The organism is Microbacterium insulae, from assembly GCF_042677065.1.
GTDB classification, from domain to species: domain Bacteria; phylum Actinomycetota; class Actinomycetes; order Actinomycetales; family Microbacteriaceae; genus Microbacterium; species Microbacterium insulae.
Genome location: NZ_JBHTII010000001.1, coordinates 1,669,808 through 1,693,059, shown reverse-complemented (window position 1 = coordinate 1,693,059; position 23,252 = coordinate 1,669,808). Strand labels below are relative to the sequence as shown.

Below are 23,252 nucleotides of genomic sequence, written 5' to 3'. Positions count from 1 at the left end.
GAGGAGACGAAGATGTCGATCCTGGTCCTCGGTGCCACCGGGAACATCGGACCCCACGTGGTATCGGAGGTTCTCGCTCGGGGCGGCCGACCGCGGGTTCTGGTCCGCGACGCCGACCGCGCGCAGGCGCTTCTCGGCGAGGACGTCGAGATCCTCGCGGGAGACGTCACCGACCCGGCGGTGCTCGCGTCCGCCGTCGAGGGAATCGACAGCGTGTTCCTTCTGTCGCCGCACAGCTTCGCGATGGCCGACCTGCAACTCGGGGTCATCCGCGCGCTGCGGCGGACCGGCATCCGCATCGTCAAGCTCTCGGGCACCTCCTCGGCCATCACGCCCGACGGACCGTACGCGTGCCGCGAGCACTGGGAGGTCGAACGGGTCCTGCAGGACAGCGGTCAGCCCTTCGTCATCCTGCGACCCAACTCGTTCATGCAAGTCCTCGTCGGCCAGTTGATGCTGTCGGCCCTGCGAGACACCGGCCGCGTGATCAACCCCATCGGCGCAGCCGGCATCAGCCTGATCGACGCCCGCGACGTCGGCGCCGTCGCGGCCGAGGTGCTCACGCGACACGACTGGGACGGACAGACTCTCGCGCTGACCGGCCCCCGATCGGTCGGGTACGCCGAACTGGCCGAGCTGATCTCGGCACGAAGCGGCGAGCCGGCATCCGTCATCGACGTCAGCCTCGACCAGGTTCGCGACTCGCTCGTCGGCCGCGGCATGGCCGAATGGGAGGCGGACCACTTCCGCGAGATGTACGAGCTCTTCGCCGCCCGCGCGTCGGAGTTCGTCACCGACACCGTGCTCGAGATCACCGGGGCAGCGCCCCGCACAATCGAGGCGTTCCTCGACGAGTCCGTCGCATCACAGCGGGTGCCGGCATGAGCGCGTGCCTGCCGTGCGACCTCGAAGCGGCTGATTCCTCCGCCGTGGTGTTCCGCGACGACGCCTGGTCGTGCGACGTCGCCGAGGGATACGACGTGCCCGGGTGGTACGTTCTGCGCCTGCGCCGGCATGCCGAAGGATGGCCCGAGCTGTCCGCCGACGAGGCCGCGAGGTTCGGCACGGTGTCGCAGCGGATCGCGAACGCGATCCGCGAGACGACCGGGGCCGCCGGCGTGTACTTCATGAGCTTTGGCGAGAACTATCCGCACTTCCACTTCCTCGTCATCGCCCGCCCGGCGGGCCTCGCCCCCGAGCACCGGGGCCCCGGCATCCTGGCGCTCCGCGAAGCGAATCGCGACCGGGGCGCCGCGCTCACTGTCGCCGCCGACGTACGCGCGACCCTCACTCGGCCTCCCGCCCTCCTCTGACCCGACCCCGCACCACAACCCGAAAGGACGACGATGTCCACCTCGTTCACCCACACCACCGCCGACGGCCGCACCTACAGCGGCCGCCGCAACAGCGTCGAGCCGACCGCGGGCACACCGCTCGTGATCGCACTGCACGGCGGCACCTATACGTCGGAGTACTTCGACATCCCCGGGTACTCGCTCCTCGACCGCGCCGAGGCCGCCGGGGTTCCCGTCATCGCCCTCGATCGCCCGAACTATGCCGGATCGAGCCCGCTCGAGAGCGACGACTCGATCATTCTGGCCAACGCCGAGGTGCTGAACACGGCGATCGGCGAGATCTGGGAGCAGCACGGCGGTGCGGCATCCGGCGTCGTCATCATCGCCCACTCGATCGGCGGTGCCGTCGCGACGGCGATCGCAGCATCGCAGCCGTCGTGGCCGCTCCAGGGTCTCGCCATCTCGGGATGCCTCGTGCGCGTTCCCGCCGAGTCGCGCGGCGCGTGGGAGGCACTGCCCCCGATCCCGATGATCGACCTTCCCGTCCCAATGAAGGACATGGTCATGTTCGGACCGGCCGGGTCGTACACGGACGATATGCCCGCGGCAAGCCACCCCTCGAACACCCTCGTGCCGAAGGTCGAGCTGCTCGACATCACCGGCGGCTGGATCGAGCGCCGGGCCGAGGTGTGCGGACGCGTCACCGTGCCGGTGCTGCACCGCCAGGGCGAGTTCGATGCGCTCTGGGTCACGAGCCAGGAGGAGATCGACGAGTTCCGCGGCGGATTCACGTCGGCGGCCTCGATCGACACCGCGCTGCAGCTCGGCAGCGGGCACTGCATCGACTTCCACCTCGCCGGCGGCGAGTTCCAGGACGCGCAGCTCGCCTTCGCCAAGTCTGCCGCAGCGACGGCCGCCGTCTGATCGTGGCGACGGTCCTGCGAAACGTCCACGTCTTCGACGGCGACGGCTTCACGACGCACGATGTCGCGATCGTCGACGGGTTGATCGTGGCGGACGCAGGACCGGATGCCGACATCGTCGACGGGGCCGGGGGCTTTCTCATCCCCGGCCTCATCGACTGCCACATCCACCTCGCCGGACCGCACACGCAGGAGCTGCTGGTCGCGGTGGGCGTCACGACCGGCCTCGACATGAGCTCGCCCGAACCGCTCGTGAAGGCGATGCGCGGCCGCGCGGGTGTCACCGACATCCGAAGCGCGATGATCGCCATCACCTCCCCGTCGAGCGCGCACGCCGAGCGGATGAAGCTCGTGCCCGGCGCGCAGGAATCGCATGTCGCCGGGCCCGCGGACGCCGCGACGATCGTCGAGCGCCGCATCGCGCAGGGCGCCGATTACCTCAAGTTCGTCATCGACCTGCCGGGATTCGATCAGCAGACCGTCGACGCGCTCGTCGCTGCGGCGCACGATCGGGGACTCCGTGTCGTCGCCCATGCTTCGCGGCTGGATGCCGTCACCATGGCCGAAGCGGCGCGCGTCGACGTGCTCACGCATGTGCCGCTCGACCGCCCCATCGACCCCGCACAAGCCGAGCGCCTCGCAGCCGCGGGGGCGGTGTTCGTTCCGACCCTGACCATGATGAAGGGCATCGTCGACCGGCTCACGGCGGCGACGGTTCCTGGCCCCTCCTACGCACCCGCGCGCGAGTCCGTGCGCGCCCTGCACGCCGCCGGCGTCCCGATTCTCGCGGGCACGGACGCGAACGAAACACCCGCCGCACCCGCGTCTCCCGCATTCGGCAGCAGCCTCCACGACGAGCTCGCCCTGCTCGTCGAGGCAGGCCTCTCACCCCTCGACGCCCTCCGCTCAGCGACCTGCGTCGCCGCCAAGCACTTCGGTCTGCAAGACCGTGGCGCGATCGCACCGGGATGCCGCGCAGACCTCGTACTCCTCGACAACGATCCGATACTCGACGTCGCCGCGACACGCTCGATCCGCGGCGTCTGGCTCGCGGGCGAACCCGTCTCCCCCGCCCTCACCGCCTCGAACGGAGCATCCGCATCATGACCACATCCCGCACCCTCGCCCGCCCCATCGGCGAGCGCACCCTGCTCGCCGTCGCGTTCGCCCTGGCCATCCTCGAGGGCTACGACCTCGCCTCGCTCGGAGTCGCTGTGCCGAGCATGCTCGAGGAGCCTTCGCTGGGGTTGACGTCGACGCTCGCCGGCATCGCGGGCGCCGCCACTGCAGTCGGAATGCTCCTCGGCGCCGCGCTCTCGGGAGCCCTCACACACCGGGTCGGACCGCGCCGTCTCATCATCGCGTCGAGCTTTGTCATACCGCTGGGCATGACAGTGAATGCGATCGCGCCAACCGCCGGCGTCTTCATCGGCGGGCGCGCGCTCGTCGGCATCGGACTCGGCATCATGCTGCCCACGCTGCTGGCGTACGTCGCCGACCTCTCGCGGCCCGGCCGTCGCGCCCGCAACATCGGCATCGTAATGGCCGGTATGGCACTCGGCGGGCTGTGCGCGCCGCTGCTGGCAGCCGTCCTGCTCTCTGGCCAGTCGTACCACTGGGTCTTCATCGCCGGGGTCATCCCCGCCGTCATCGCGATCCCCTTCGTCATTCGCCTGTTCCCGGAGAGCCCCGTGCACCTCGTGCGTACGGGTCGCCGCGAGCTGGCACAGGAGCTGTCGAACGGCATGGGCATCCCACTGCCCGCCGCGACCGATGACGCGGCGAGCGGGGTCGGCCTGCGCGTGCTGTTCCGCCCGGGACTCAAGGCGGCGACGATCCTCTTCTGGCTGACCGCGGCGTGCGCTTTGCTCCTCGTCTTCGGGATCACCGCCTGGCTGCCCACGATCATGCAGGCGCAGGGTTATGCCCTCGATTCCGCGCTCCTGCTCACCGCCGTCGTCGCCACGGGCGCGGGCGTCGGAATGATCATCGGGGGACGCGTCGCCGATGCCGTCGGCCCGAAGCGGGTCACCGTGATCGCCTTCCTCGCCGGAGCGATCTGTCTCATCCTCATCGCGCAGAAGCCGGCCCTGTGGCTGCTCATCATCCTGCTCTTCGTCGCGGGCTTCGGACTCATGGGGTCGCAGGCACTCGTCAACGCCTTCATCGTCACTCGCTACCCGGGCGACCTCCGCGGCACCGGCCTCAGCTGGGCGCTCGCGGTCGGCCGGATCGGCGCAATCGTCGGCCCCATCCTCGGTGCGAGGGTGCTCGACTCCGGGCTCCCCGCAGCGTGGAACTTCTATGCCTTCGCGATCGTGGGAGTGCTCGGCGCGGTCTTCGCCCTCGCGGTTCCCGGCCGTGCGACGGAATCGACCTCGGAGCGCATGGAGAGCGCCGTCAGCGCGGCCGCGCTTCCGGATACCAGCGCGCGATGAGGCTCGGCGCGAGCACGGTCCTCATCACCGGCGGCGGCTCCGGCATCGGCCGGGGTCTCGCCGAGGCCTTCCACGCGCGCGGCAGCTCGGTGATCGTCGCCGGACACCGAGCAGATCTGCTCGACGAGGTAGCGAGGGCGAATCCCGGCATCGAGACGGCACTGCTCGATGTATCGGATGCAGCCGCCATCACCGCGAAGGCATCGACGCTTCTCGCGCGGCATCCACAGCTCAACGTGCTCGTCAACTGCGCCGGGATCATGATCGACGACGACGTGACGCGGCCCCTCGACGACCGTGACCTCGTGCGCACTGTCGAGACGAACCTCCTCGGACCGATCCGGCTGGTCTCGGCCTTCATCGAGCACCTGCGATCCGTTCCGGATGCCGCGATCATCAACGTGACGTCCATGCTCGGTTACGCGCCGCTCGCGCGTTCGGCGCTGTATTCAGCGACGAAGGCGGCGATGCACTCGTACACGCTGTCGTTGCGGTACCTCCTCGGCGATGACGGGCCGGCGATGATCGAGATCGCGCCCCCGCTCACGCGCACGGCTTTGCAGCCGGTCAACCTGACCGATGCCCGCGCGATGCCGCTCGACGAGTTTCTCGCAGAGACCCTGGCCGCGCTCGAGACGGGCGAGCCCGAGGCCTACGTCGCACGGGCTCGCGAGCGCCGCGATGCGCAGCGAACAGACGACATCGGCATCACGGCCCGGTTCAACGACATGATGCTGGCGCCCGCGGCCGGGTCGTGACGATCCGGCCGCGGGCGCTGCCCGCAGCGACTACCCGACCCGGTCGCCACCGATCCACACACCGGTGATGTTCCGGGTCACTGCGATCTGCGTGGTCGGGTCGCCGTCGATCAGCACCAGGTCCGCCCGGAGCCCTGGGGCGATGCGCCCGCGGTCGGTGAGGCCGAAGACGTCCGCGGCCTTCGCCGTCGCGCCATCGAGCGCCTCCGACGGCGTGAGGCCGGCTGCGACGAGCCGGGCGAGTTCGTCGTGCAGCCCCTCGCCGAACGGCACGTTGAAGGGCGCCTCATGACTGTCGTTGGAGTCGGTGCCGACGAGCACGGTGTTGCCCGCGGCGTGGAAAACACCCACGGTGGCCTCGGCGAACCGGTACTTCATGCGCGCGGCGGGCACGAGCGTGCCAACGATCTTCATCATCATCTTGCCGCCGATGGTCTCGACGATGCCGTGCATCATCCCCAGCGTGGGGATGATCACGGTGCCGTTCTTCGCGATGAGCGCTTGCGTCTCGGCGTCCAACTCGCCTCCGAGTGCAGCATGCGTGACGACGTCCACTCCGGCATCCAGCGCCGATCGAAGTGTGAACGCGCTCACGACGTGTGCGACCGTCAGCAGGCCGGCATCGTGCGCAGCCGTGACGATCGCAGCGACCGTTTCGGTCGACAGCGGCTTCGCGCCCGGGAACTTCGGGTCCTCGATGAGGATCTTGATGAGCTCCGAACCTTCGGCCTTCCGCTCGCGCACGAAGCGCGCAGCATCCGAAGGTCCGTCGACGCCGCTGCTCACGGGCATCCCCATCTTCACGATGAAGTGCGAACCCGGGCCGCTCGCCGAGTGGCCCGAGCTGCGGAGGTCGGGGAGCCCCGGCAGGTTCTGCAGCGAGTGGAGCAGGTCGAGATCGGGCGAACCCAGGTCGATCAGCGTGGTCACGCCCGCCGCACCCGCGGCCTCGAGGTGTCCACGGCTGCGCGCGTGCACGTGGGTATCGATCAGACCGGGGAGCAGCGTGCCGCCGGCGCCATCGATGACGACTGCGCCCTCAATCGACGTGTCGGCGGAGAGGAGTCCGTCCTCGACGACGACGGTCGTCGGAGCGCCGAGCGAGCCGCTGCTGTAGACGCGGACGCCGGTGATGGCGGTACGCGTCGCCGGTGATTCAGAGGTCATGTCGGCATCCATTTCTCGCTGCTTCGTTGCAGCGGGTTCGGTGTTTCTCTCGGGCGGTGTGTCAGAAGGGATAGCGGCCGGGATGGCTGCTCATGGTCGTCAGCCGCACTTCGGTGAAGTCCTCGACGGCGTAGTGACCCGAGCGGCCCCAGCCGCTGTCCTTCACTCCGCCCACGGGAAGCGCCGCTTCGCTCGCCATCGTCGGCGCGTTGACGTGCACGATGCCCGCGTCGAACCGCTGCGCGATGTCGAAGCCGCGCGCGCGGTCGCGCGTCATGATCGAGGCGCTGAGCCCATAGGGCGTGCTCTGCGCATCGCGGAGCGCCGTGTCGAGGTCGTCGAACGCCTCGATCACCAGCAGCGGCCCGAAGGTCTCATCGGCCCCCGTCGTGCAGATCGCGTCGGAGGGAACGTTCGTCAAGATCGTCGGGTGGTAGATACGCCCCTCGGCACGTCCTCCAGTGACAAGAGTGGCACCGCGATCGATCGCATCGCGCACGCGCTCGTCGATCTGCTCCACGGCGCTGTCGGTGATGAGCGGGCCGATGATAACCGAGGGATCGGTGGGGTCGCCGACTTTGAGCGCACGCACCCGATCTGCCAGCCGCGCGACGAACTCGTCGTGGACGGATCGGTGCACGTAGACCTTGCGCGAGTTCATGCAGACCTGGCCCTGGTGCAGGAACGCCCCGAAGGTCACGGCCTTGATCGACTCCTCGATGTCGGCATCGTCGAGCACCAGCACCGGGTTGAATCCGCCGAGTTCGAGCACCATGCGCTTGAGGGCTCGTCCCGCCCGCTCGCCGAGGATCCGCGCGGTCTTGTCGGATCCGGTGAAGTTGATGCAACGCACGGCAGGGCTCTCGAAGAACACCTCGGCGACGGATGCCGCATCCCCCGGCGCATTCGTGACGACGTTGAACGTGCCGGGCGGGAACCCGGCTTCGTGCAGGATCTCGGCATGGATGAGCCCCGCCGATATCGGCGCGAGCTCCGACGGCTTGATGACGGTCGTGTTGCCGAACGCCATCGGCAGCAGGAACGTCCGCCACGCGAGGTAGAAGGCGCCGTTCCACGGGGTGAACCCCGCGACGACGCCGAGCGGCTTGCGGGTGACCATCGCCGTGCGCCCGGGGGCGTCGCTCTGCAGCACGTCGCCGGCGGGCAGGTAGCCCCACCCGGCCGCCTGACGCAGCATCGCCGATGACAGCCGGATCTGGAACGACGAGAAGGCCCGGCTCGCGCCGCCCTCGACGGCCATCAGTGCGACGAGCTCGTCGTGCCGCCGGTCGACGATGTCGGCGGCGCGCAGAAACAGTTGCTGCCGCGCGCCGGGCGCGAGGTTCGCCCAGGCCGGGAAGGCGGCTGCGGCCGCGTCGATGGCGGCCTGCATGTCGGCGGCGGTGCCGGCAGCTGCATCCGCGACGAGTTCGTCGTTGAGCGGGTTGAGGACCGGGAAGGTCGGGCCGACAGGCTCGGTCCATGCTCCGTCGATGAAGTGCGTCGTCCGCGTGGGGCCGGAGCCGGTGAAGATGCTCATGCTGCTCCTTGACTGTTCAACGGCAGGCCGAGGACTCTTTCGGCATTGCCGTGCGCGATCTGTGCGCGGTCGCCGTCCGACACGGGCGCAGACCGCAGATATGCCGTCGACTTTGCGCTGTCGCCGAACGGGTGATCCACCGAGAACAGCACGTGATCGACGCCGAACTCGGCGAGGGCGCACAGCAGCGGGGCGTCGGAGTTGTACCCGGATGTCGTCAGGTAGAGGTTGCGGCGCAGCGTCTCGGCCACGGTGAGCGCGTGTCCGGCCACGACGGGGCTGAGCATGTTCTCGATGCGTTCGAGGTGGAACGGCAGGCCCTCACCCATGTGCCCGACGATGATCTTGAGGTCGGGCAGCTCCTCGAAGACGCCCGCGACGACCATGCGCAGCACGTGCATGCCGCACTCGGCATGCCACCCCCAGCCCGAGGTCGACAGGCACGCGGCGGCGGCTTCGGGGAGGCCGGAGAAGTAGGCCTCCTGCACGACGGGAGGGGCGGGGGCCGGGTGCAGGTAGATCGGCACGTCGAGCCGCGCGGCCTCGTCGAGGATGGGGCGCACCGAGGGGTGGTCGAGGAAGACGCCGTGCGTCTGCCCGTGGATCATCGCGCCGAGAAACCTGAGATCCTCGACGCACCGCGTGAGCTCGTCGACCGCGGCGGCGGGATCCGTCATCGGCAGGGCGGCGAAGGCCTGGAACCGATCGGGATGCTGCTGGACGGTCGCGGACATGCGGTCGTTGAGTTCGCGGTTCCAGCGCACCGAAGGCGCTGGGGCGAGGTCCTGCACGAAGTAGCTGAGCGCCGAGAGCACCTGCATGTCGATGCCGGCCTCGTCCATGATCCGCAGTCGGCCTTCGCCGAGGTCGTCGAGGGCTGCCGCTCGCTCGCCGGCACGGAGGCCCAGGTCGATGCCGGCGGCTTGCACGATGTCGCGGGGCAGCATGTGCTCCTCGATGGCGATGACTCTCATGCGACCTGTCCGTTCTGCACTGGGGACGTGTCCGCGGCGGTGAACCCGTGGAGGGCGGCATCCCACGCCCTGGTCTCATCGGTGGTGGCGTCTCCGACGTGCGCGATGTGCTGGTCAGGGCGCACGAGCACGACGGCAGGATTGTCCGTCTCGAGATGGGTGACCGGGATGCCGCGGCGTGACGCCTCTGCCAGTACCGGGGTGACGGCATCCGTCGTTCCGATGACGGTGAACCATGGTCCGAGGACGTCGAAGACCGCGCGTCCGCCGATGAGGCGATGCGGCAGCCTGTTGCCGGCGGCGACCGCGGGCAGGTACTCGGCCGGCGTGGGGGCCTGGTCACGGGATGCGGGACCGTAGCCGTAGCCGAGCACGAGCCCGGTGCTGTAGAACTCGGGTGACTTGATCCGCCAGATCGCGGGACCGAGTTCGGCGCGCGCACGCTCGAAGGTCTCGCCGGAGGTCATCAGCAGCGGATTGCTGAGGTCGGTCGAGAGCGAGGCCATGTTGGCGGACGACAGCTTGATCGTCTGCTCCTCGATCGGGCGGCGCTCGGCGGCATAGCTGTCGAGCAGGGCCTCAGGTGCCCAGCCCGCGAGGACAGCGGCAAGCTTCCAGCCGAGGTTGACGGCATCGCCGACGCCGGTGTTGAACCCGTGGCCGCCCCACGGCGGATTCTGGTGGGCGGCGTCGCCGACGATGAACAGCCGCCCGGTGCGGTAGCGGTCGGCGAGCAGGGTGCGCGCCTGCCACGGGTCGGTCGCGAGGATCTCGACGTCGATGTCGGCGCCGACCAGGTCTCGGACGATCCGCGCCGCATGCTCGGGGTCGTCCACCTGTGGCGTGCCGGTGGAGATCGCCCACCAGGTGCCGTCGAGGTCGAGGGGGCCCACGACACCCGGCGACGCCGGGTTCAGCACCCAGTAGTGGATCGAGGGCGCGTGGGGAATGAGACCGGCGAGCTCGTGCGAGCGGAACGTGATGTTGACGTTCGGGCGACCCGCGGGCGAACCCTCGTAGCGGGCGCCCATCGCCTCGCGCACGACACTGCGGGGTCCGTCCGCGCCCACGACCCATGTTGCCGCGATCGTGCGCCGCTCACCGGTCCCCTTCTCAATGACGACCTCGGCGTGGTCTGCACCGTCGGCGACCTCGACGGCGCGCCATCCGAAGAGCAGCTCGACCCCCGGCTTCGCGGCGAGATCGGCGCGCAGCACCTCTTCGACGAGAGGCTGGGTCACCTGCTGGGCGCGCTCGGGGCTGAGATCCGGGTCGGCGGCGAGCCCGAGGCATCCGTCGACGTGGGTGATCTCGCGCCCCGTCACCGTCTGCACGAAGGTCACGCGCTGCGACCAGTCGACGGGCAAGGGGGCGACCTGGCGGAGCCGCCCTGCGATTCCCCAGCGACGGAGGTGCTCCATCGTGCGCACCGAAGTGGTCTTCGCCCGCGGGCGCGAGTGCTCGACGACCGTGCGCGGTTCGATGACCGTGACCGGCACGTCGTGAAGCGACAGCTCCTCGGCCAGCGCGAGACCGACCGGGCCACCGCCCACGATGACGACGGGGAGAGGGGATCCAGCCATGTCTGCGAACTCCGGTGTCGGCGATGGGTCAACGGTGACTCCCCGATCATGCCTCCGACCGTCCACGAACCTCACTGGTAGTTTCAATGGATGGAAGAGGTGAAGACGCGACGAGGTGGTCGCCCCCCGTCGGGCGAGCCGCTGCTCGACCGCGCATTCCGCCTGCTCGACGCGTTCACCGACGAGGACACGAACCTCACGCTCACACGGCTGAGCGAGCGTGCCGGCATCCCGCTGAGCTCGACTCTGCGTCTCGCGCAGCATCTCGCCCGCCTCGGGGCGCTCGAGCGGCAGGCCGACGGCACCTTCTCGATCGGGCTCCGGATGCTCGAGTACGCGGCGCTCGCGCCCCGCGGTCACGGCCTCCGCGCCATCGCGCTGCCCTACATGGAAGACCTGCACCGAGCCACCCAGCAGCACGTGCAGCTCGCCGTGCGGGAGAACGACGAGGGCATCATCATCGAGCGCCTGTCCGCTCCGGGTGCCGGCAGAGTGCTCTCCTACGTCGGCGGCCGGGTCCCGCTGCACGGCACCGGCCTCGGGCTCATCCTGCTCGCGCACAGCCGTACCGAGTTTCAGGAGGCGTACCTCCAGCGCGCGCTGTTCCTCGAGCCGGAGCACACGCCCGTAGCGGCATCCACGCTCCGCTCGCAACTGCAGTCGGTGCGCGCGCTCGGCGTCGCCCACATGACCCGCACCGCGCCCGAGCCGGCAGCATCCGTGGGGGCGCCGATCTTCGATCGCTCGGGCGCATGCGTGGCCGCGATTTCAGTGGTCGGCGCGGACGGATCGCTGGATACCCGAATGCTGGAGCCCGCCGTCGTCGCGATCGCGCGGGCCATCTCCCGCGACCTCAGGCGGGCAGGTCGTTGAAGTCGCAGGCTTCCAATCATCGGAAAGCTTCTCGGGTGAGACCGAAGTCTTGAGTACACAGGTCGTCAGGCATCCCGCTTGCCGCGCCCGAACTCAAGGAAGAGACCCATGACCGCGAATCGCAGCCGTCGCCGCCCGATCACCCGACCTGTGTTCCACCACACGACCTTCGCCACCCTCAAGCTCGATGAGATGGTCGCGTTCTACGAGTCAGTCGCCGGGCTCGAACCCGTCTACCACGGCACCGACGGCGCATGGCTGACCAACGACGAGGCCAACCACCGCATCGCCCTGCTCGCGCTGCCCGATCTCAAGGCACCGGTCGACAAGGGTCACACCGCAGGCCTGCACCACACCGCGTTCGAGTACGCCGACTTCCACGCCTGGCTCGACAACTACGAGCGCCTCGCCGAGCGCGGCATCCGCCCGTTCCTCAATCTCGACCACGGTATGACGATGTCGATGTACTACCAGGACCCGGAGGGCAACGGGGTCGAGATCCAGTTCGACACCTTCGGCAGCTGGACCAAGTCGAAGGAATGGATGTGGGCCTCGCAGGAGTTCAGCGCCAATCCCATCGGCGAGTACTTCGACCCCGACATGCTCGTTGCGGCCCGTGCGGAGGGACTGGACTGGGAGGAGATCCACAGGCGGGCGCGCGCCGGCGAATACGTGCCGGAAGTGATCCCGCAGGTCCACCTGCCTGAGCTCTGGTGACCCGGGATTCACGCACACTCGGCGCTCTGGAGCGAGAAAGCCGGAAATCCCCGGTCTCGCTCCCTCGCGGGGGGCGACGCAGCGGGTGACGGTGAGGTTCGCGCGTCGAGCGCAGCGCTCAGGGGATAGTCCTCGGGCCCACTCGTGCCATCAGGGCGGACACCGCAGCCAGACCGTCGACGGTGTCGAAGGCATCGCCGAGAGCGACAGTCGAGGCACCGGCCGCCAGAAACTCCGAGGTCGTGGCAACCGTCATCCCGCCGGTCACCACGAATCGCTGATCGGGGAAGGGACCGCGCATCGCCGATATCCAGGGCGCCCCCAACACCGACGCAGGGAACGCCTTCACCCAGCGAAGGCCGAGTCGTCGTGCAGCGAGGATCTCCGATGCCGTCGCCACGCCGGGCAGATGAGGCAGGCCGCGGACGGCGCTCGCGCGCACGATCGTCTCGTCAAGTCCCGGAGACACGGTGTATGCGATGCCCGACCGCGCGAGCGCATCGAGCTGATCGACCGATGTGACCGTGCCCGCCCCGACGACCAGATCCCGTTCGCGGGCAGCCGCGACGACGGCCTCGAGTGTCGGCATACAGTCCGGGCTCTGGACGGGGATTTCCACGTTTCGCACACCCGCGTCCCACGCTCGCGTGGCGCGGGCGACGGCCAGCTCTGGGCTGAGGTTTCTGAACACCCCCATCGTGGGTTGGCCGCCCAGCAGCTCATCGAACGCGTCGGAGATGGTCATGATGGGGCTCCCGAGCCTATGGATGTCTCGCTGCGCGCTGCTCGGAGCGCGGCGTCGATCAGAACGAGCGTCTGTACGGGAATCGCCGCAACGCGAGCCAGATCGATGAGCGACATATCGCCGTCGATCGCGACCAGCTCGGTGTCGGCGGCTCCCGGAATGTGACGGGCGACGATGTCGCGGGTCTGTCGTCCCGAGAGCAGCTCGCGAAGCGGACGTGCGAGGACCTCGGGCACGTTCAGTTGGTCGGGTGCAGGCATCGGGACAGCGGTCAGCGCGCCGCGAGCGCGGTGCGCATCGACCTGGAGATGCTCGGCGCGCAGTGTTCCCTCACGAGGGACGCCGAGACGCTCGAACTGGCTCGTCGGCGCATCATTGGCGATGAGCAGGTCGCGCAGAATGCCCAACAGCCGCAACTCGACCGCGTCATCGACGAGGGGCTGCTGCTGCTGCGGGTCAGTCGCGAGATCGAACAGCAGCGACCCGTGCATCCAGGGATTGACCAGCGGGGTCGAGGTCGGCATTCGCATGGTGCGCACGCCCTTCGTGAAGGACATCGCCTCTGCCGGCGCCCAGCCGGCGAGCTCGTCCGTCCGAAACCGCGACCGCATGTGAGTGGGCATGAGCGTGAACTCTTCGAGCGGGGAGTTCGAGGCATCCGCCGCCGCCCGCATGTAGACGTAGCGACCGTCCGACACGTTCACATGCCCGCCATGGATGCCGAACAGGATCGCCTCGTGACCACCGTCGTCATCCCGCACGATGTCGCCGAGGTCCTGACCGAGCATGTCCTTTCCGGGTTCGAGCCCGAAGAACCGCAGCAGGGTGGGCGCGATGTCGATCGTTTGCGCGAGGGCGTTGCGCCGGCGTCCCGGCCAACGCGAGCGCGGATCCCACACAAACATCGGCAGATGGACGAGTTCGTTGTACCAGGGCTGCACGGACTTCGCCCACCAGCCGTGCTCCCCCAGAAGAAAGCCGTGGTCGGTGTTGACGATCAGCATCGTGTCGTCCCACAGGTCGTGCCGATCGAAGGCGTCGAGCACACGACCCAGCGACGCGTCGCACATCGTCACGAGTGCTGCGTAGTGGAGTCTGGCCTCGTCGACCTGCTCACGCGGCTCGAAGACCTTCTCGTAGCCTGGCCAGTCGAACTCGGGGCCATCGTGCGCGGGGAGGTAGGCGTCCTTGTAGCTGCGCGGTGCGAAGAAGGGCTCGTGCGGATCGAACAGCTCCACCTGCAGCATCCAGTCGTCGGCCGCAGCGTTGGTGTCGATGAACTCCAGGCCCGCATCGACCGTGAGGGTCTGCGAGTGCTCCGCCTCGGTGGGCATGTGGCTGCGGTTGACGCGGTCCTGGTGCTGCATCGCGAGAAGGGTGCCGTGCTCCGCCGGGCCGGGTGCGACGACACCCTTCCACGGGTCTCCCTCCTGACCGCGCAGGAACTCCCACGTGCTGTAACGCGTGTGATAAGTCGCGCCGCCATCTTCCCAGTAGTGCGGATGGTCCGAAACGAGGTGGGTGTGGATCCCCGCGGTGCGGAGCATCTCGGGCATCGAGTCGTCAAAGGGCTCGAGCGGACCCCAGCTGCGATGCAGGAAGTTGTAGCGTCCGGTGTGCAGCTCACGGCGGGCGGGGATGCACGGCATCGATCCGGCGTAGAACCGGTCGAACGTCACCGAGAGCGACGCGAGCCGCCGGAAGTTCGGCGTCTCCACGAAGGTGTCGGCCACATACGGCTGAAGCATGTGCCGATTCAGGCTGTCGAACATTAGGACGACGGCTCTCATCGAACGGCCTCCGACAGACTCTCTTCGCGAGCCTCGGATCCGGCGACGTGGATGACCGTCGTCGCGACGATCTCGTCGACGGAACGGCCGACGAGCAGCTCATACTCCCCCGTTTCGAGCGACCAGCCCGCGTGAGCGGTGTCCCAGTGCATGAGCGCGCGACGCGGGACCGCGATGTCAACGGCGCGTGTCTCGCCCGCACCCGCGCGCACCGGCGCGAATCCGACGAGCCACAGCGCGGGCCGGTCGATCGCGGACGACCGGCGGCGAGCGTAGACCTGCACGACGTCCTTTCCGTCGCGGGCGCCGCGGTTCTCGGCGGTCACCCGGAGCGACCAGCCCTCGGATGATGCGGCGACGTCCGCCTCGCCATAGCTCCACTGCGTGTAGCCGAGGCCGAAGCCGAACGGATAGGCGGGCCGTGCGCCTGCGCGCAGCCAGGCCCGGTAGCCGATGTGGATCCCTTCGTCGTAACGCACGACCCCGTCACGGGGTGTGACGTCGGTGATCGGCGCGTCAGCGAGCGCCGCCGGCCAGGTCGTCGGCAGGCGTCCGCCGGGTTCGACCAAGCCGAAGAGCACGTCGGCGAGCGCCGAGCCGAACTCCTGTCCGCCGAACCATGCCAGCAGCACTGCGGCGGCTCGATCGCGCCACGGCATCTCGACGGGCGCCCCCGCGTTCACGACGACGATCGTCCGCGGGTTCGCCCGCAGCACCGCCTCGACGAGCTCGTCCTGACGACCCGGCAGGCGCAGGTCATCGCGATCGAATCCCTCGCACTCGCTCTGCTCGTTGGTGCCGACGACCACGATGGCGACTTCGGAACGGGATGCCGCGACCGCCGCCTCCTCGATCAGCCGGGCTGCGACCTCCTCGGCATCGGTTTCCACCTCGATCCCGAACGTGACGCTGAGCGATCCGGGCACCCCGTCGACGATTGCGCCGGGCTCGAACTCGTACACGAGCGACAGCGGCACACCCCGCTCGACCGGCAGGGTGATCGTTGCCGCCGGCGGCGAGAAGAACGCCTGCACCTGATCCGAGTCATCGGCGAGCGTCTCATCGAGCACCAGCACGCCGTCGACGAAGAGGCGGCCGTGGCCCGGCGAGGCGAAGCCGATGCGAAGATCGCCGGAGTCGGAAGGACGCAGGACCGTCGCGAACCCGATGGCAGCACGACGATCCCGTGTGGAATCGTCGCCGAAGTCGAGGATGTAGCCCGCGAAGCGCTCCTCGGCGCGGATGATCGCGCCGTCGGCGTCCAGGTGCGTGAGGACGGCGCCTGGCAGACCGGTCATCGGATTGGTCATGGCGCCGGGGTCGAACGGTAGGAAGCCCGTACGGATGCGCGTGCCGAGCGCGTAGTCGACCTCGACCCGACCGGCGAGCGCCGAGCGGATCCCCTCCAACGGCGACTCGATGCGGGCGGGGAGCACGGTCGCGCTGCCCCCGCCCTGGATTCGGGGGTGCGCGGCGCTCTCGCCGATGACTGCGATCCTCGTCAGTCGCGCCGCATCGAGCGGAAGCACTCCGTCGTTGCGCAGCAGGACCATGCCCTCGGAGGCCGCCGCGCGCGCGAACACCGGACCATCGAGGGGAGCGGGCGGACGCGTGCCCGGGGTATCCCACGCGCCGACACGGGCGGCCAGCAGCAGCATCCGTCCGACCTTCTCGTCGAGTGTCGCCAAGGGCACCGTGCCGTCGCGCACCGCGGCGACGAGCTGTGAGCCCCACGCCTCGCTGGGGCCTGGCATCGCGAGATCCTGCGCGCGCCGGGCGCTCTCGAGGCTGCGCACGGCGGTCCAGTCGCTCACGACCACGCCATCGAAGCCCCACTCTCCCTTGAGCGGCTCGTCGAGGAGCGCGTTCTCGGTCGAGGTCACACCGTTGACCGAGTTGTACGCGCTCATGACCGCCCAGGCCCGGGCCTCGACGACCGACTTCTCGAAGGCGAAGAGGTAGAGCTCGCGGAGCGCCCGTTCGTCGACCTGGACGTCGGCGGTGAACCGATCGGTCTCGAAGTCGTTGGCGACGTAGTGCTTCGGACATGCGGCGACGCCGCTCGCCTGCACCCCCTCGACGTAGGCCGCCGCGAGATCGGCTGTCAGCACCGGATCCTCACTGAACGCCTCGAAGTGGCGGCCCCCGAGCGGTGAGCGGTGGAGGTTGATAGTGGGTCCGAGCACCATGTCGACGCCGTGCGCGCGCGCCTCGGCGGCGACCACTTCGCCGTACCGCCGCGCGACCGCGGGGTCCCAGCTGGCGGCGAGCGCCGTGCCGGAGGGAAGCGAGAGCGACGGCTCGCGCTCATCCCAGACCGCGCCTCGCACGCCGCTCGGGCCATCCGACAGCACGAGGTCGCGCAGGCCGATGGAAGCAACGCTCGCCGTTCCCCAGGCGCTTCCGCCCGAGACGAGGGCGACCTTTTCTTCGAGGGTCATCGCGGCGACGAGCCCGGCGAGGGCGTCGACGTTGTCGGGGAACGTCATTTCACTCTTCTCCGATCCTCACGAGGATCTTGATGTTGGATACGGTGCGGTCGGCCAGCAGCTCGAAGGCGCCGGCACCGTCGGTCAGCGGGACGACGGCGGTGATGAGGGGCTTCACATCGATGGCTCCGGAGGCGATCAGGGCGACGGCGGGCGCGACATCCGTGTCCCACATGTGGGCCGCTGATCCGTGGATCGTCTTCTCGCGCAGCACGACCTCGGTCGTGCCGATGGGTGTCGTTCCCGGTGTCACGCTCAGCAGCACGACGATGCCTCCGGCGCGGGCGAGCGCGATCGCCTCCGCCGCCGCGCCGGGGGCACCCGAGCACTCCGCGACGAGATCGACCCCTCGGTCAGGGAACAGTGCAGCCACCCGCGCGGCGCGGTCGCTCGGCGAGTCCGCCCACACGACATCGAAGCCGAGCCCGGTGGCGACGGCAGCACGGTCGGCGTCGGGCTCGACGATCACGACGCGCTCGGCGCCCTCGTGCCGCAGCACCTGGGCCACGAGGAGGCCGATCGTGCCACCCCCGACGACCAGACCGCCGCGCCGATCGATGGGTCCGAACTTTCGCGCAGCCCGCACGGCGACCGCGGTGGGCTCGGCCAGCGCGGCCTCCCTCGCGCCGAGGCCCTCGGGCACGGGGATCAGGCGATCCGCGCGGGCGACGAGGCGCTCCGCGAGACCGCCGTCCTCGTGCTGCCCCTTCACGACGAGGCTCGGGCAGAGCCCTTCCTCGTGCGAAAGGCACCAGAAGCACGCGCCGCAGCCGGTCACGACGTCGACGACGACGATCTGACCCTCGGCCGGGCCCGAGCCGTCGCGTGCAGCCCGCACGACCCGCCCGACGATCTCGTGGCCGAGCGTGACCGGTCCGCGGATCACCACCGGGCCCTCGAGGTACTCCTCCAGGTCGCTGCCGCAGATCCCGGTCCACAGGACGTGGATCAGCGCCTCGTCGTCGTCCGGCGACGGCACGGGCACTTGTTCGACGACGAGGTCGCGCCGGCCGCGCCAGCGCAGCGATCGCATCATGTCGCGCATGATGTCCTCCGTCCGGGTCAGTGGGCCGACGTCGAGCCGAGCTCGACCAGTAGCACGCCGGCGCCGATCAGCACGATTCCCGCGATCATGCGGCGCGTCAACGGTTCGTCGAAGATGACCTTCGCCAGGACGGCGGTCAGCGCGACACCGAGCGCCGCCCAGGTTCCGTAGGCCACCCCGACGGGCATCCCGGCCCGCAGCGAGAAAGCGAGCAGGGTGAACGCGCCGATGTACCCCACCACGACAGGGCCAATCCACTGGCGCTTCGAGAAGCCGTCGGAGGCACGCAGCGCGAGCGTCGCCCCGACTTCGAGCACGATCGCGCAGGCGAGCAGAAGCCAGCTCACGACGCATCCGCCGGCTTCGATCGATGCCCCGCCTCGACGAAAAGGACGCCGCCAATGATGAGCGCCATGCCCACCGCCATGATCGGAGTCAGCATCTCGCCGAAGATGAGGGCGGCCAGGAGCGCGGTGAGGAACACGCCGCATGCGCCCCAGATGGCGTACGCCACTCCGACCGGCATCCCCGCCCGCAGGCAGACGGCGAGCAGCGCGAAGGCGGTGGCGTATCCGGCGACAACGGCGACATACCAAAGAGGCTGGACGATCGCGGCCTTGAGCGACAGGGTCGCAGCGACCTCGACGAGGATCGCGCCGGTCAGCGCGAGGCCGGCGACGCGCGAGCGCGTCATCCCTTGACCGCCCCCTGCATGACACCCGCGACGAGCTGCTTGCCGGCGAGGACGTAGAGGAGCAGGAGCGGCAGGGTCGCCAGCAGCGCACCGGCCAGAACGACCGAGTAGTCCACGAAGTAGTTCGCCTGCAGCAGCTGGAGGGCGACGGGCAGGGTGGGGTTGCTGCCGTTGAGGATGATGAACGGCCAGAAGAAGTCCGTCCAGGTGAGCACGAAGGTGAACAGGGCGAGCATTGATGCTGCGGGGCGGATGACCGGGAGCACGATGCTCCAGAACGAGCGGAAGGTGCTCGCGCCGTCCATCCGCGCCGACTCTATGAGCTCATCCGGCACGACCTGCTGAATGTACTGCGTCATCCAGAAGACGCCGAATGCGGTCACGAGGTTCGGCACGATGACCGCTCCGAGTGTCCCCGTCCAGCCGAGCTTCGACATGACCATGAACAGCGGAACGACCCCGAGTTGCGTAGGGACGGCGATGGTGAGGACGACGAACACGAGCAGCGGCCCCTTGCCGCGGAAGCGAAACTTCGCGAACGCATACCCGGCCAGCGTTGAGAAGAAGACGACGGATGCCGACACCACAACGGACACGATGATGCTGTTGAGGAGGGCTCGCCAGAAGTTCACGGCGGGATTGCCGACGACGGCGGCTGAGTTCTCGAGGAAGTTCGGGCCCGGCAGCCAGGAGCGGTCGGGGTCGCGGAGTGTCTGCGCGTCGCCGCTTCCGATCAGGAACGACCAGTACAGCGGGAAAATGCTCAGGAGCACGACGACGGCGAGGAACGCGTAGAGAACCCACCCGGGCCGGGCACCGCGGATGCGGCGAGCACGGGTGCGCCGGGTCTTCATCGCGGCCGGTTCGAGGGCCATGAGGGATGTGTTGCTCATCGCTTGCTCCTTCCCTCGTTGGCGATCCTGCTGCTGATGAAGAGATTCAGGAGCGCGAACACCAGGATGATGATGAAGAGCAGCCAGGAGGCCGCCGACGCCTGGCCGAAGTCGAGCTCTCGCCAGCCGAGGTTGTAGATGTAGAGCGGCAGGGTCAGCCACTGCTGGTTGGGCCCACCCTGGCCCTGGAAGTCGTACAGACGCGGCTCGGCGAAGATCTGCAGACCGCCGATCGTCATCGTCAGGATGACGAAGATCATCGTCGGGCGGAGCTGCGGGATCGTGATCGAGAAGAACTGCCTGCCCGCTCCCGCTCCGTCGACGTTGGCGGCCTCGTAGAGGTCGCGGGGTATCGCCTGCATTCCGGCAAGGAAGATCAGCGCGGTGTTCCCGAGCCAGCGGAAGTTGATCATGGTGGCGATCGCGACATGACTGGCGAGCGTGTCGGTGTGCCACCCGATTGGGCTGAGGCCGAGCTGCGTGAGCCACGTGTTGAACAGCCCCGACTGATCGGCGAAGAAGCTGTTGAAGATGAGGGCGATCGCGACGGGCGACACGACGTACGGGATGAGAACACCCATGCGCCAGAACGTCGCCGCGCGGATGTTGCGGTCGAGCGCGTAGGCGATCGCGAGCGCGAGTACCAGGTGCGGGATCATCGTGATCAGGAAGATGCTGACCGTGTTGCGCAGGGCGACCCAGAATGTCGAGGTGCCGAGGACCTTCGCGAAATTGTCGAACCCGACGAAAGCGCCCTCCTGCGAGATGAGATCCCAGTCGTTAAGGGCGACCCACGAGGTGTAGAGCAGTGGAGCGATCCCCACGACGGCGAATATGGCGAAGAACGGGAGGATGTACAGGTACGGCGAGTACCGGTAGTCCCATCGGGAACGGCGGCTGATGCGAGGCGGCCTTCCCATGGGTGGTGTCGTTCGCGTGCGGCTCACCTGATCTGCTGTGACGGTCATTTCCCTGATCTTCCCCTCCGTTGAGGATGCCGACGGGGGCGCACCCGCGGGCGCGCCCCCGTCGATCATCACTCCGCGGCGGCCTCCGACTCCTGGACGAACTGGTCCCACGCGTCGTCGATGGACTGCTGACCGGCTTCCACTCGCGAGATCGCGTTCCACGCTGCGGTGTCGATCGCGATGAAGTGCGGCCCCTTGAACGTGACTGTGGTGATCGCGGTCGATCGGTCAGCGAAGATCTCGCCGACGGGCGCGTCGTTGAAGTACTCGCTCGTGATGTCCGTCAGCGCCGGATCGGTGAGCGCCTCTTCGCGGCTCGGGAACGCCGAGCCCGCCTTGAAGAGGGCCACCTGCTGCTCAGGGGCCGACAGCCAGGAGGCCAGCGCTGCGGCCTGCTCCTGGTGCTGGCTCGCGGTCGGGACCGCGAGGTACGAGCCGCCGAGGTTGCCGCCGCCGCCGGGCAGCGCGTTGGCGATGTTCCACGTCGTCACGTCGGGCGAGTTGCCCTCGATCGTTGTCAGCAGCCAACTCGGGCACGTGACGGTCGCGAACGCTCCGGAGCCGAAGCCGGCGTTCCAGTCCTCCGAGAACGGCGACAGGTTGGCCGACAGCTTCGGAGCGAGCGCGAGTGTGTCCTTGAAGATCCGCTCCACCTCGGGGTTGTCGACGACAACGTTGCCGTCCTCGTCCTCGTAGGGGAACTCGAGCTGCTCCACTTGCGCGAGGTAGATCATGTAGGACGAGTCGTACCAGGGCCCACCGCCGGCATCCACATACGCCTCACCGGCCGCGAAGTACTCGTCCCATGAGCCGCCGACCTCGGCCGTGACGGCCTCGGGGTCGCTCGGAACGCCAGCCGCGTCGAGCAGGTCGGAGCGGTAGCAGATTGCGGTCGGTCCGAGACCGATGCCGTAGGCGAACTGCGTGCCGTCGACCGTGACGGGCTCGGCCTGCGCCGGCACCCATCCGCCGTATCCGTCGTCGGCGACGGGGACGAACTTGTCGGCGTACTGGCGCAGCTCACCGATCCATGAGACCTCAAGCATCTCGATGTCTGCCAGGCCGCTGCCGGCCGCCATCTTGGTGAGGAGGCCGGTGCGCGCGTCCTCGCTATTGGCCGCGGCAGACACCTCCACGGTCACGTTCGGGTTCTCATCCTCGTACTGGGCGATCAGGTCCTTGATCTCGGCGGCGGCGCCGAAGAGCGACACCTTGATGGTGACATCCTCGTCGCCCCCTCCACCTGTATCGCCACTGCAGCCGGCCACCAGGACGGCAACGGCGGATGTGGCAATGGCCGTGGTGATCACGCGACGTCGGGTTGGTCTGCGAGACATTGACTTGCTCCTCATTGCTTCATTGGAAGGGGAGCCCCTGCTTTTCGCGAGGGCCGGAACTCTCTCGGGCATCAGTCTAGACCAGTCTTACCGGTATTACCAGTTCGCAGTGAGCATCATTTCGGTAACGGGGAGAGATCGGCGAACGGCTAGGCGAGCGCGGTGGTGGCGAGCACCTCATCGACGATGCTCTGGAGCTGACGCTGGCTCCCGAGCAGGGACTCGAGCCGACCGACGGCCAGGTCGTTGAGGGGGATGTCGAGGTCGTCGCCGTACAGTTCCAACGCGAGCAGGATGTGTCGCGACATCATCTCGGCGGCCCGGCCTGCGTCGCCGGCGGCGATGGCGTCCACGATGTCGTGATGCAGCGGCGCGCCCTGTTCGAGCACGACGGGATCGGCGAGGCTGCGCAGCTGCACGTCGAGGACGAGCGGTGCGATGGCGCCGAAGAGGATACCGAGAACAGGGTTGCGGGAGACCCGGGCGATCGAGGCATGAAGGGCGAGGTCGCACTGGGTGCGCTCGATCGTCGTCTTCGCGCTGTCGAACGCGGCGACCAGTTCACGCAGCTGCGCGACGTCGTCAGGCGTGGCCCGCTCAGCCGCGCGAAGCGCGGATTGCGCCTCGATCAGCTCCCGCGCCTCGACCAAGTCGCGCGGGGTGGCACCCTGCTGCCGTGCCGCCGGTCCTGCCACCCCGGCCAATTGCATGACGCCGGGCGTGTGAACGAACGCGCCGCGCGCCGGGATGACCTCGATAAGGCCTCGCTCGACGAGCCCCCGCAGCACCTCGCGGATGACCGGGCGCGACAATCCGCTCGTTTCGGCGAGGATCCTCTCACTCGGAAGCTTCGTACCGGGAGCGTATGTGCCACCCATGATCTTGCGTACGAGATCCGCCTCGAAGTGGGCGCGGCTGGCGCGCGGCGTCGGTGCCCCGCGGTCCTGGATATCGCTCATCGGAGACTCCTCGTCGCTAGGTTCCCGACAAGGCTATTGGTCGGTTGCATCTCACACGACACGG

22 protein-coding genes are annotated in these 23,252 nt (G+C 68.7%); 8 read left to right on the top strand and 14 right to left on the bottom strand.

The genetic code is table 11. From position 1 onward, the window contains the following. The first annotated feature begins 12 nt into the window (after positions 1-12). The 6 genes from ACFQ0P_RS07900 to ACFQ0P_RS07875 are packed head-to-tail and all read left to right on the top strand — an operon-like array spanning position 13 to position 5,414. The gene (locus ACFQ0P_RS07900; RefSeq protein WP_204978096.1) at positions 13-885 is read left to right on the top strand and encodes an NmrA family NAD(P)-binding protein; all 873 of its coding nucleotides are present in this window, start codon (positions 13-15) and stop codon (positions 883-885) included. Next, on the top strand, positions 882-1,313 hold the full coding sequence (locus ACFQ0P_RS07895; RefSeq protein WP_204978093.1) for an HIT family protein: 432 nt from the start codon (positions 882-884) through the stop codon (positions 1,311-1,313). The genes ACFQ0P_RS07900 and ACFQ0P_RS07895 overlap by 4 nt, the downstream gene beginning before the upstream one ends. 33 nt (positions 1,314-1,346) lie before the next feature. Beyond that, positions 1,347-2,219, top strand: coding sequence for an alpha/beta hydrolase (locus tag ACFQ0P_RS07890; protein WP_204978091.1), 873 nt, complete (start codon positions 1,347-1,349; stop codon positions 2,217-2,219). Between the two features lie 2 nt (positions 2,220-2,221). Continuing rightward, positions 2,222-3,325 carry an amidohydrolase family protein gene (locus tag ACFQ0P_RS07885; RefSeq protein WP_378771837.1) on the top strand — a complete coding sequence of 368 codons (1,104 nt, stop codon included), beginning with the start codon at positions 2,222-2,224 and terminating at the stop codon, positions 3,323-3,325. Then, complete coding sequence (locus ACFQ0P_RS07880; protein WP_204978089.1) at positions 3,322-4,656, top strand: MFS transporter; 1,335 nt, start codon at positions 3,322-3,324, stop codon at positions 4,654-4,656. The genes ACFQ0P_RS07885 and ACFQ0P_RS07880 overlap by 4 nt, the downstream gene beginning before the upstream one ends. After that, on the top strand, positions 4,653-5,414 hold the full coding sequence (locus tag ACFQ0P_RS07875) for an SDR family oxidoreductase (protein ID WP_204978087.1): 762 nt from the start codon (positions 4,653-4,655) through the stop codon (positions 5,412-5,414). Before ACFQ0P_RS07880 ends, ACFQ0P_RS07875 begins: the two co-directional genes overlap by 4 nt. 30 nt (positions 5,415-5,444) lie before the next feature. On the opposite strand, the gene ACFQ0P_RS07870 is transcribed toward ACFQ0P_RS07875, so the two are convergent. From ACFQ0P_RS07870 to ACFQ0P_RS07855, 4 genes are all read right to left on the bottom strand, one after another. Next, on the bottom strand, positions 5,445-6,581 hold the full coding sequence (locus tag ACFQ0P_RS07870; protein WP_204978084.1) for an amidohydrolase family protein: 1,137 nt from the start codon (positions 6,579-6,581) through the stop codon (positions 5,445-5,447). 61 nt (positions 6,582-6,642) lie between these two features. After that, positions 6,643-8,121 (bottom strand): aldehyde dehydrogenase family protein, encoded by a 1,479-nt coding sequence (locus ACFQ0P_RS07865; protein WP_204978082.1) that lies wholly within the window; start codon positions 8,119-8,121, stop codon positions 6,643-6,645. Beyond that, complete coding sequence (locus ACFQ0P_RS07860) at positions 8,118-9,095, bottom strand: amidohydrolase family protein (protein ID WP_204978080.1); 978 nt, start codon at positions 9,093-9,095, stop codon at positions 8,118-8,120. The genes ACFQ0P_RS07865 and ACFQ0P_RS07860 overlap by 4 nt, the downstream gene beginning before the upstream one ends. Then, the gene (locus ACFQ0P_RS07855; protein WP_204978078.1) at positions 9,092-10,678 is read right to left on the bottom strand and encodes an FAD-dependent monooxygenase; all 1,587 of its coding nucleotides are present in this window, start codon (positions 10,676-10,678) and stop codon (positions 9,092-9,094) included. Before ACFQ0P_RS07855 ends, ACFQ0P_RS07860 begins: the two co-directional genes overlap by 4 nt. 90 nt (positions 10,679-10,768) lie before the next feature. On the opposite strand from ACFQ0P_RS07855, the gene ACFQ0P_RS07850 reads away from it, so the two are divergent. Further along, a complete protein-coding gene (locus ACFQ0P_RS07850; RefSeq protein ID WP_204978076.1) occupies positions 10,769-11,551 on the top strand; it encodes an IclR family transcriptional regulator in 783 nt (260 codons plus the stop codon). A gap of 108 nt (positions 11,552-11,659) precedes the next feature. Continuing rightward, entirely contained in the window at positions 11,660-12,268 is a 609-nt protein-coding gene (locus ACFQ0P_RS07845; RefSeq protein ID WP_204978073.1) for a VOC family protein, read from the top strand. Positions 12,269-12,386: 118 nt separating this feature from the next. On the opposite strand, the gene ACFQ0P_RS07840 is transcribed toward ACFQ0P_RS07845, so the two are convergent. The 10 genes from ACFQ0P_RS07840 to ACFQ0P_RS07795 form a co-directional block, all read right to left on the bottom strand. Continuing rightward, on the bottom strand, positions 12,387-13,013 hold the full coding sequence (locus ACFQ0P_RS07840; protein WP_204978071.1) for a bifunctional 4-hydroxy-2-oxoglutarate aldolase/2-dehydro-3-deoxy-phosphogluconate aldolase: 627 nt from the start codon (positions 13,011-13,013) through the stop codon (positions 12,387-12,389). Beyond that, on the bottom strand, positions 13,010-14,785 hold the full coding sequence (locus ACFQ0P_RS07835; RefSeq protein WP_378772374.1) for a sulfatase: 1,776 nt from the start codon (positions 14,783-14,785) through the stop codon (positions 13,010-13,012). Before ACFQ0P_RS07835 ends, ACFQ0P_RS07840 begins: the two co-directional genes overlap by 4 nt. A 14-nt stretch (positions 14,786-14,799) precedes the next feature. Next, positions 14,800-17,292: a glycoside hydrolase family 3 protein gene (locus ACFQ0P_RS07830; RefSeq protein WP_204978067.1), complete on the bottom strand. Its 2,493-nt coding sequence runs from the start codon at positions 17,290-17,292 to the stop codon at positions 14,800-14,802. 1 nt (position 17,293) lies between these two features. After that, complete coding sequence (locus ACFQ0P_RS07825; protein WP_204978065.1) at positions 17,294-18,337, bottom strand: zinc-dependent alcohol dehydrogenase; 1,044 nt, start codon at positions 18,335-18,337, stop codon at positions 17,294-17,296. A 17-nt stretch (positions 18,338-18,354) separates the two neighbouring features. After that, positions 18,355-18,684 carry a DMT family transporter gene (locus ACFQ0P_RS07820; RefSeq protein WP_204978063.1) on the bottom strand — a complete coding sequence of 110 codons (330 nt, stop codon included), beginning with the start codon at positions 18,682-18,684 and terminating at the stop codon, positions 18,355-18,357. Further along, on the bottom strand, positions 18,681-19,031 hold the full coding sequence (locus tag ACFQ0P_RS07815; protein ID WP_204978061.1) for a DMT family transporter: 351 nt from the start codon (positions 19,029-19,031) through the stop codon (positions 18,681-18,683). Before ACFQ0P_RS07815 ends, ACFQ0P_RS07820 begins: the two co-directional genes overlap by 4 nt. Continuing rightward, complete coding sequence (locus ACFQ0P_RS07810) at positions 19,028-19,906, bottom strand: carbohydrate ABC transporter permease (protein ID WP_378772372.1); 879 nt, start codon at positions 19,904-19,906, stop codon at positions 19,028-19,030. Before ACFQ0P_RS07810 ends, ACFQ0P_RS07815 begins: the two co-directional genes overlap by 4 nt. A gap of 14 nt (positions 19,907-19,920) precedes the next feature. Next, positions 19,921-20,892: a carbohydrate ABC transporter permease gene (locus ACFQ0P_RS07805; RefSeq protein ID WP_204978057.1), complete on the bottom strand. Its 972-nt coding sequence runs from the start codon at positions 20,890-20,892 to the stop codon at positions 19,921-19,923. Between the two features lie 68 nt (positions 20,893-20,960). Then, on the bottom strand, positions 20,961-22,229 hold the full coding sequence (locus tag ACFQ0P_RS07800; RefSeq protein WP_204978055.1) for an ABC transporter substrate-binding protein: 1,269 nt from the start codon (positions 22,227-22,229) through the stop codon (positions 20,961-20,963). A gap of 149 nt (positions 22,230-22,378) precedes the next feature. Next, the gene (locus tag ACFQ0P_RS07795) at positions 22,379-23,188 is read right to left on the bottom strand and encodes a FadR/GntR family transcriptional regulator (protein WP_204978053.1); all 810 of its coding nucleotides are present in this window, start codon (positions 23,186-23,188) and stop codon (positions 22,379-22,381) included. Between the last annotated feature and the right edge of the window lie 64 nt (positions 23,189-23,252).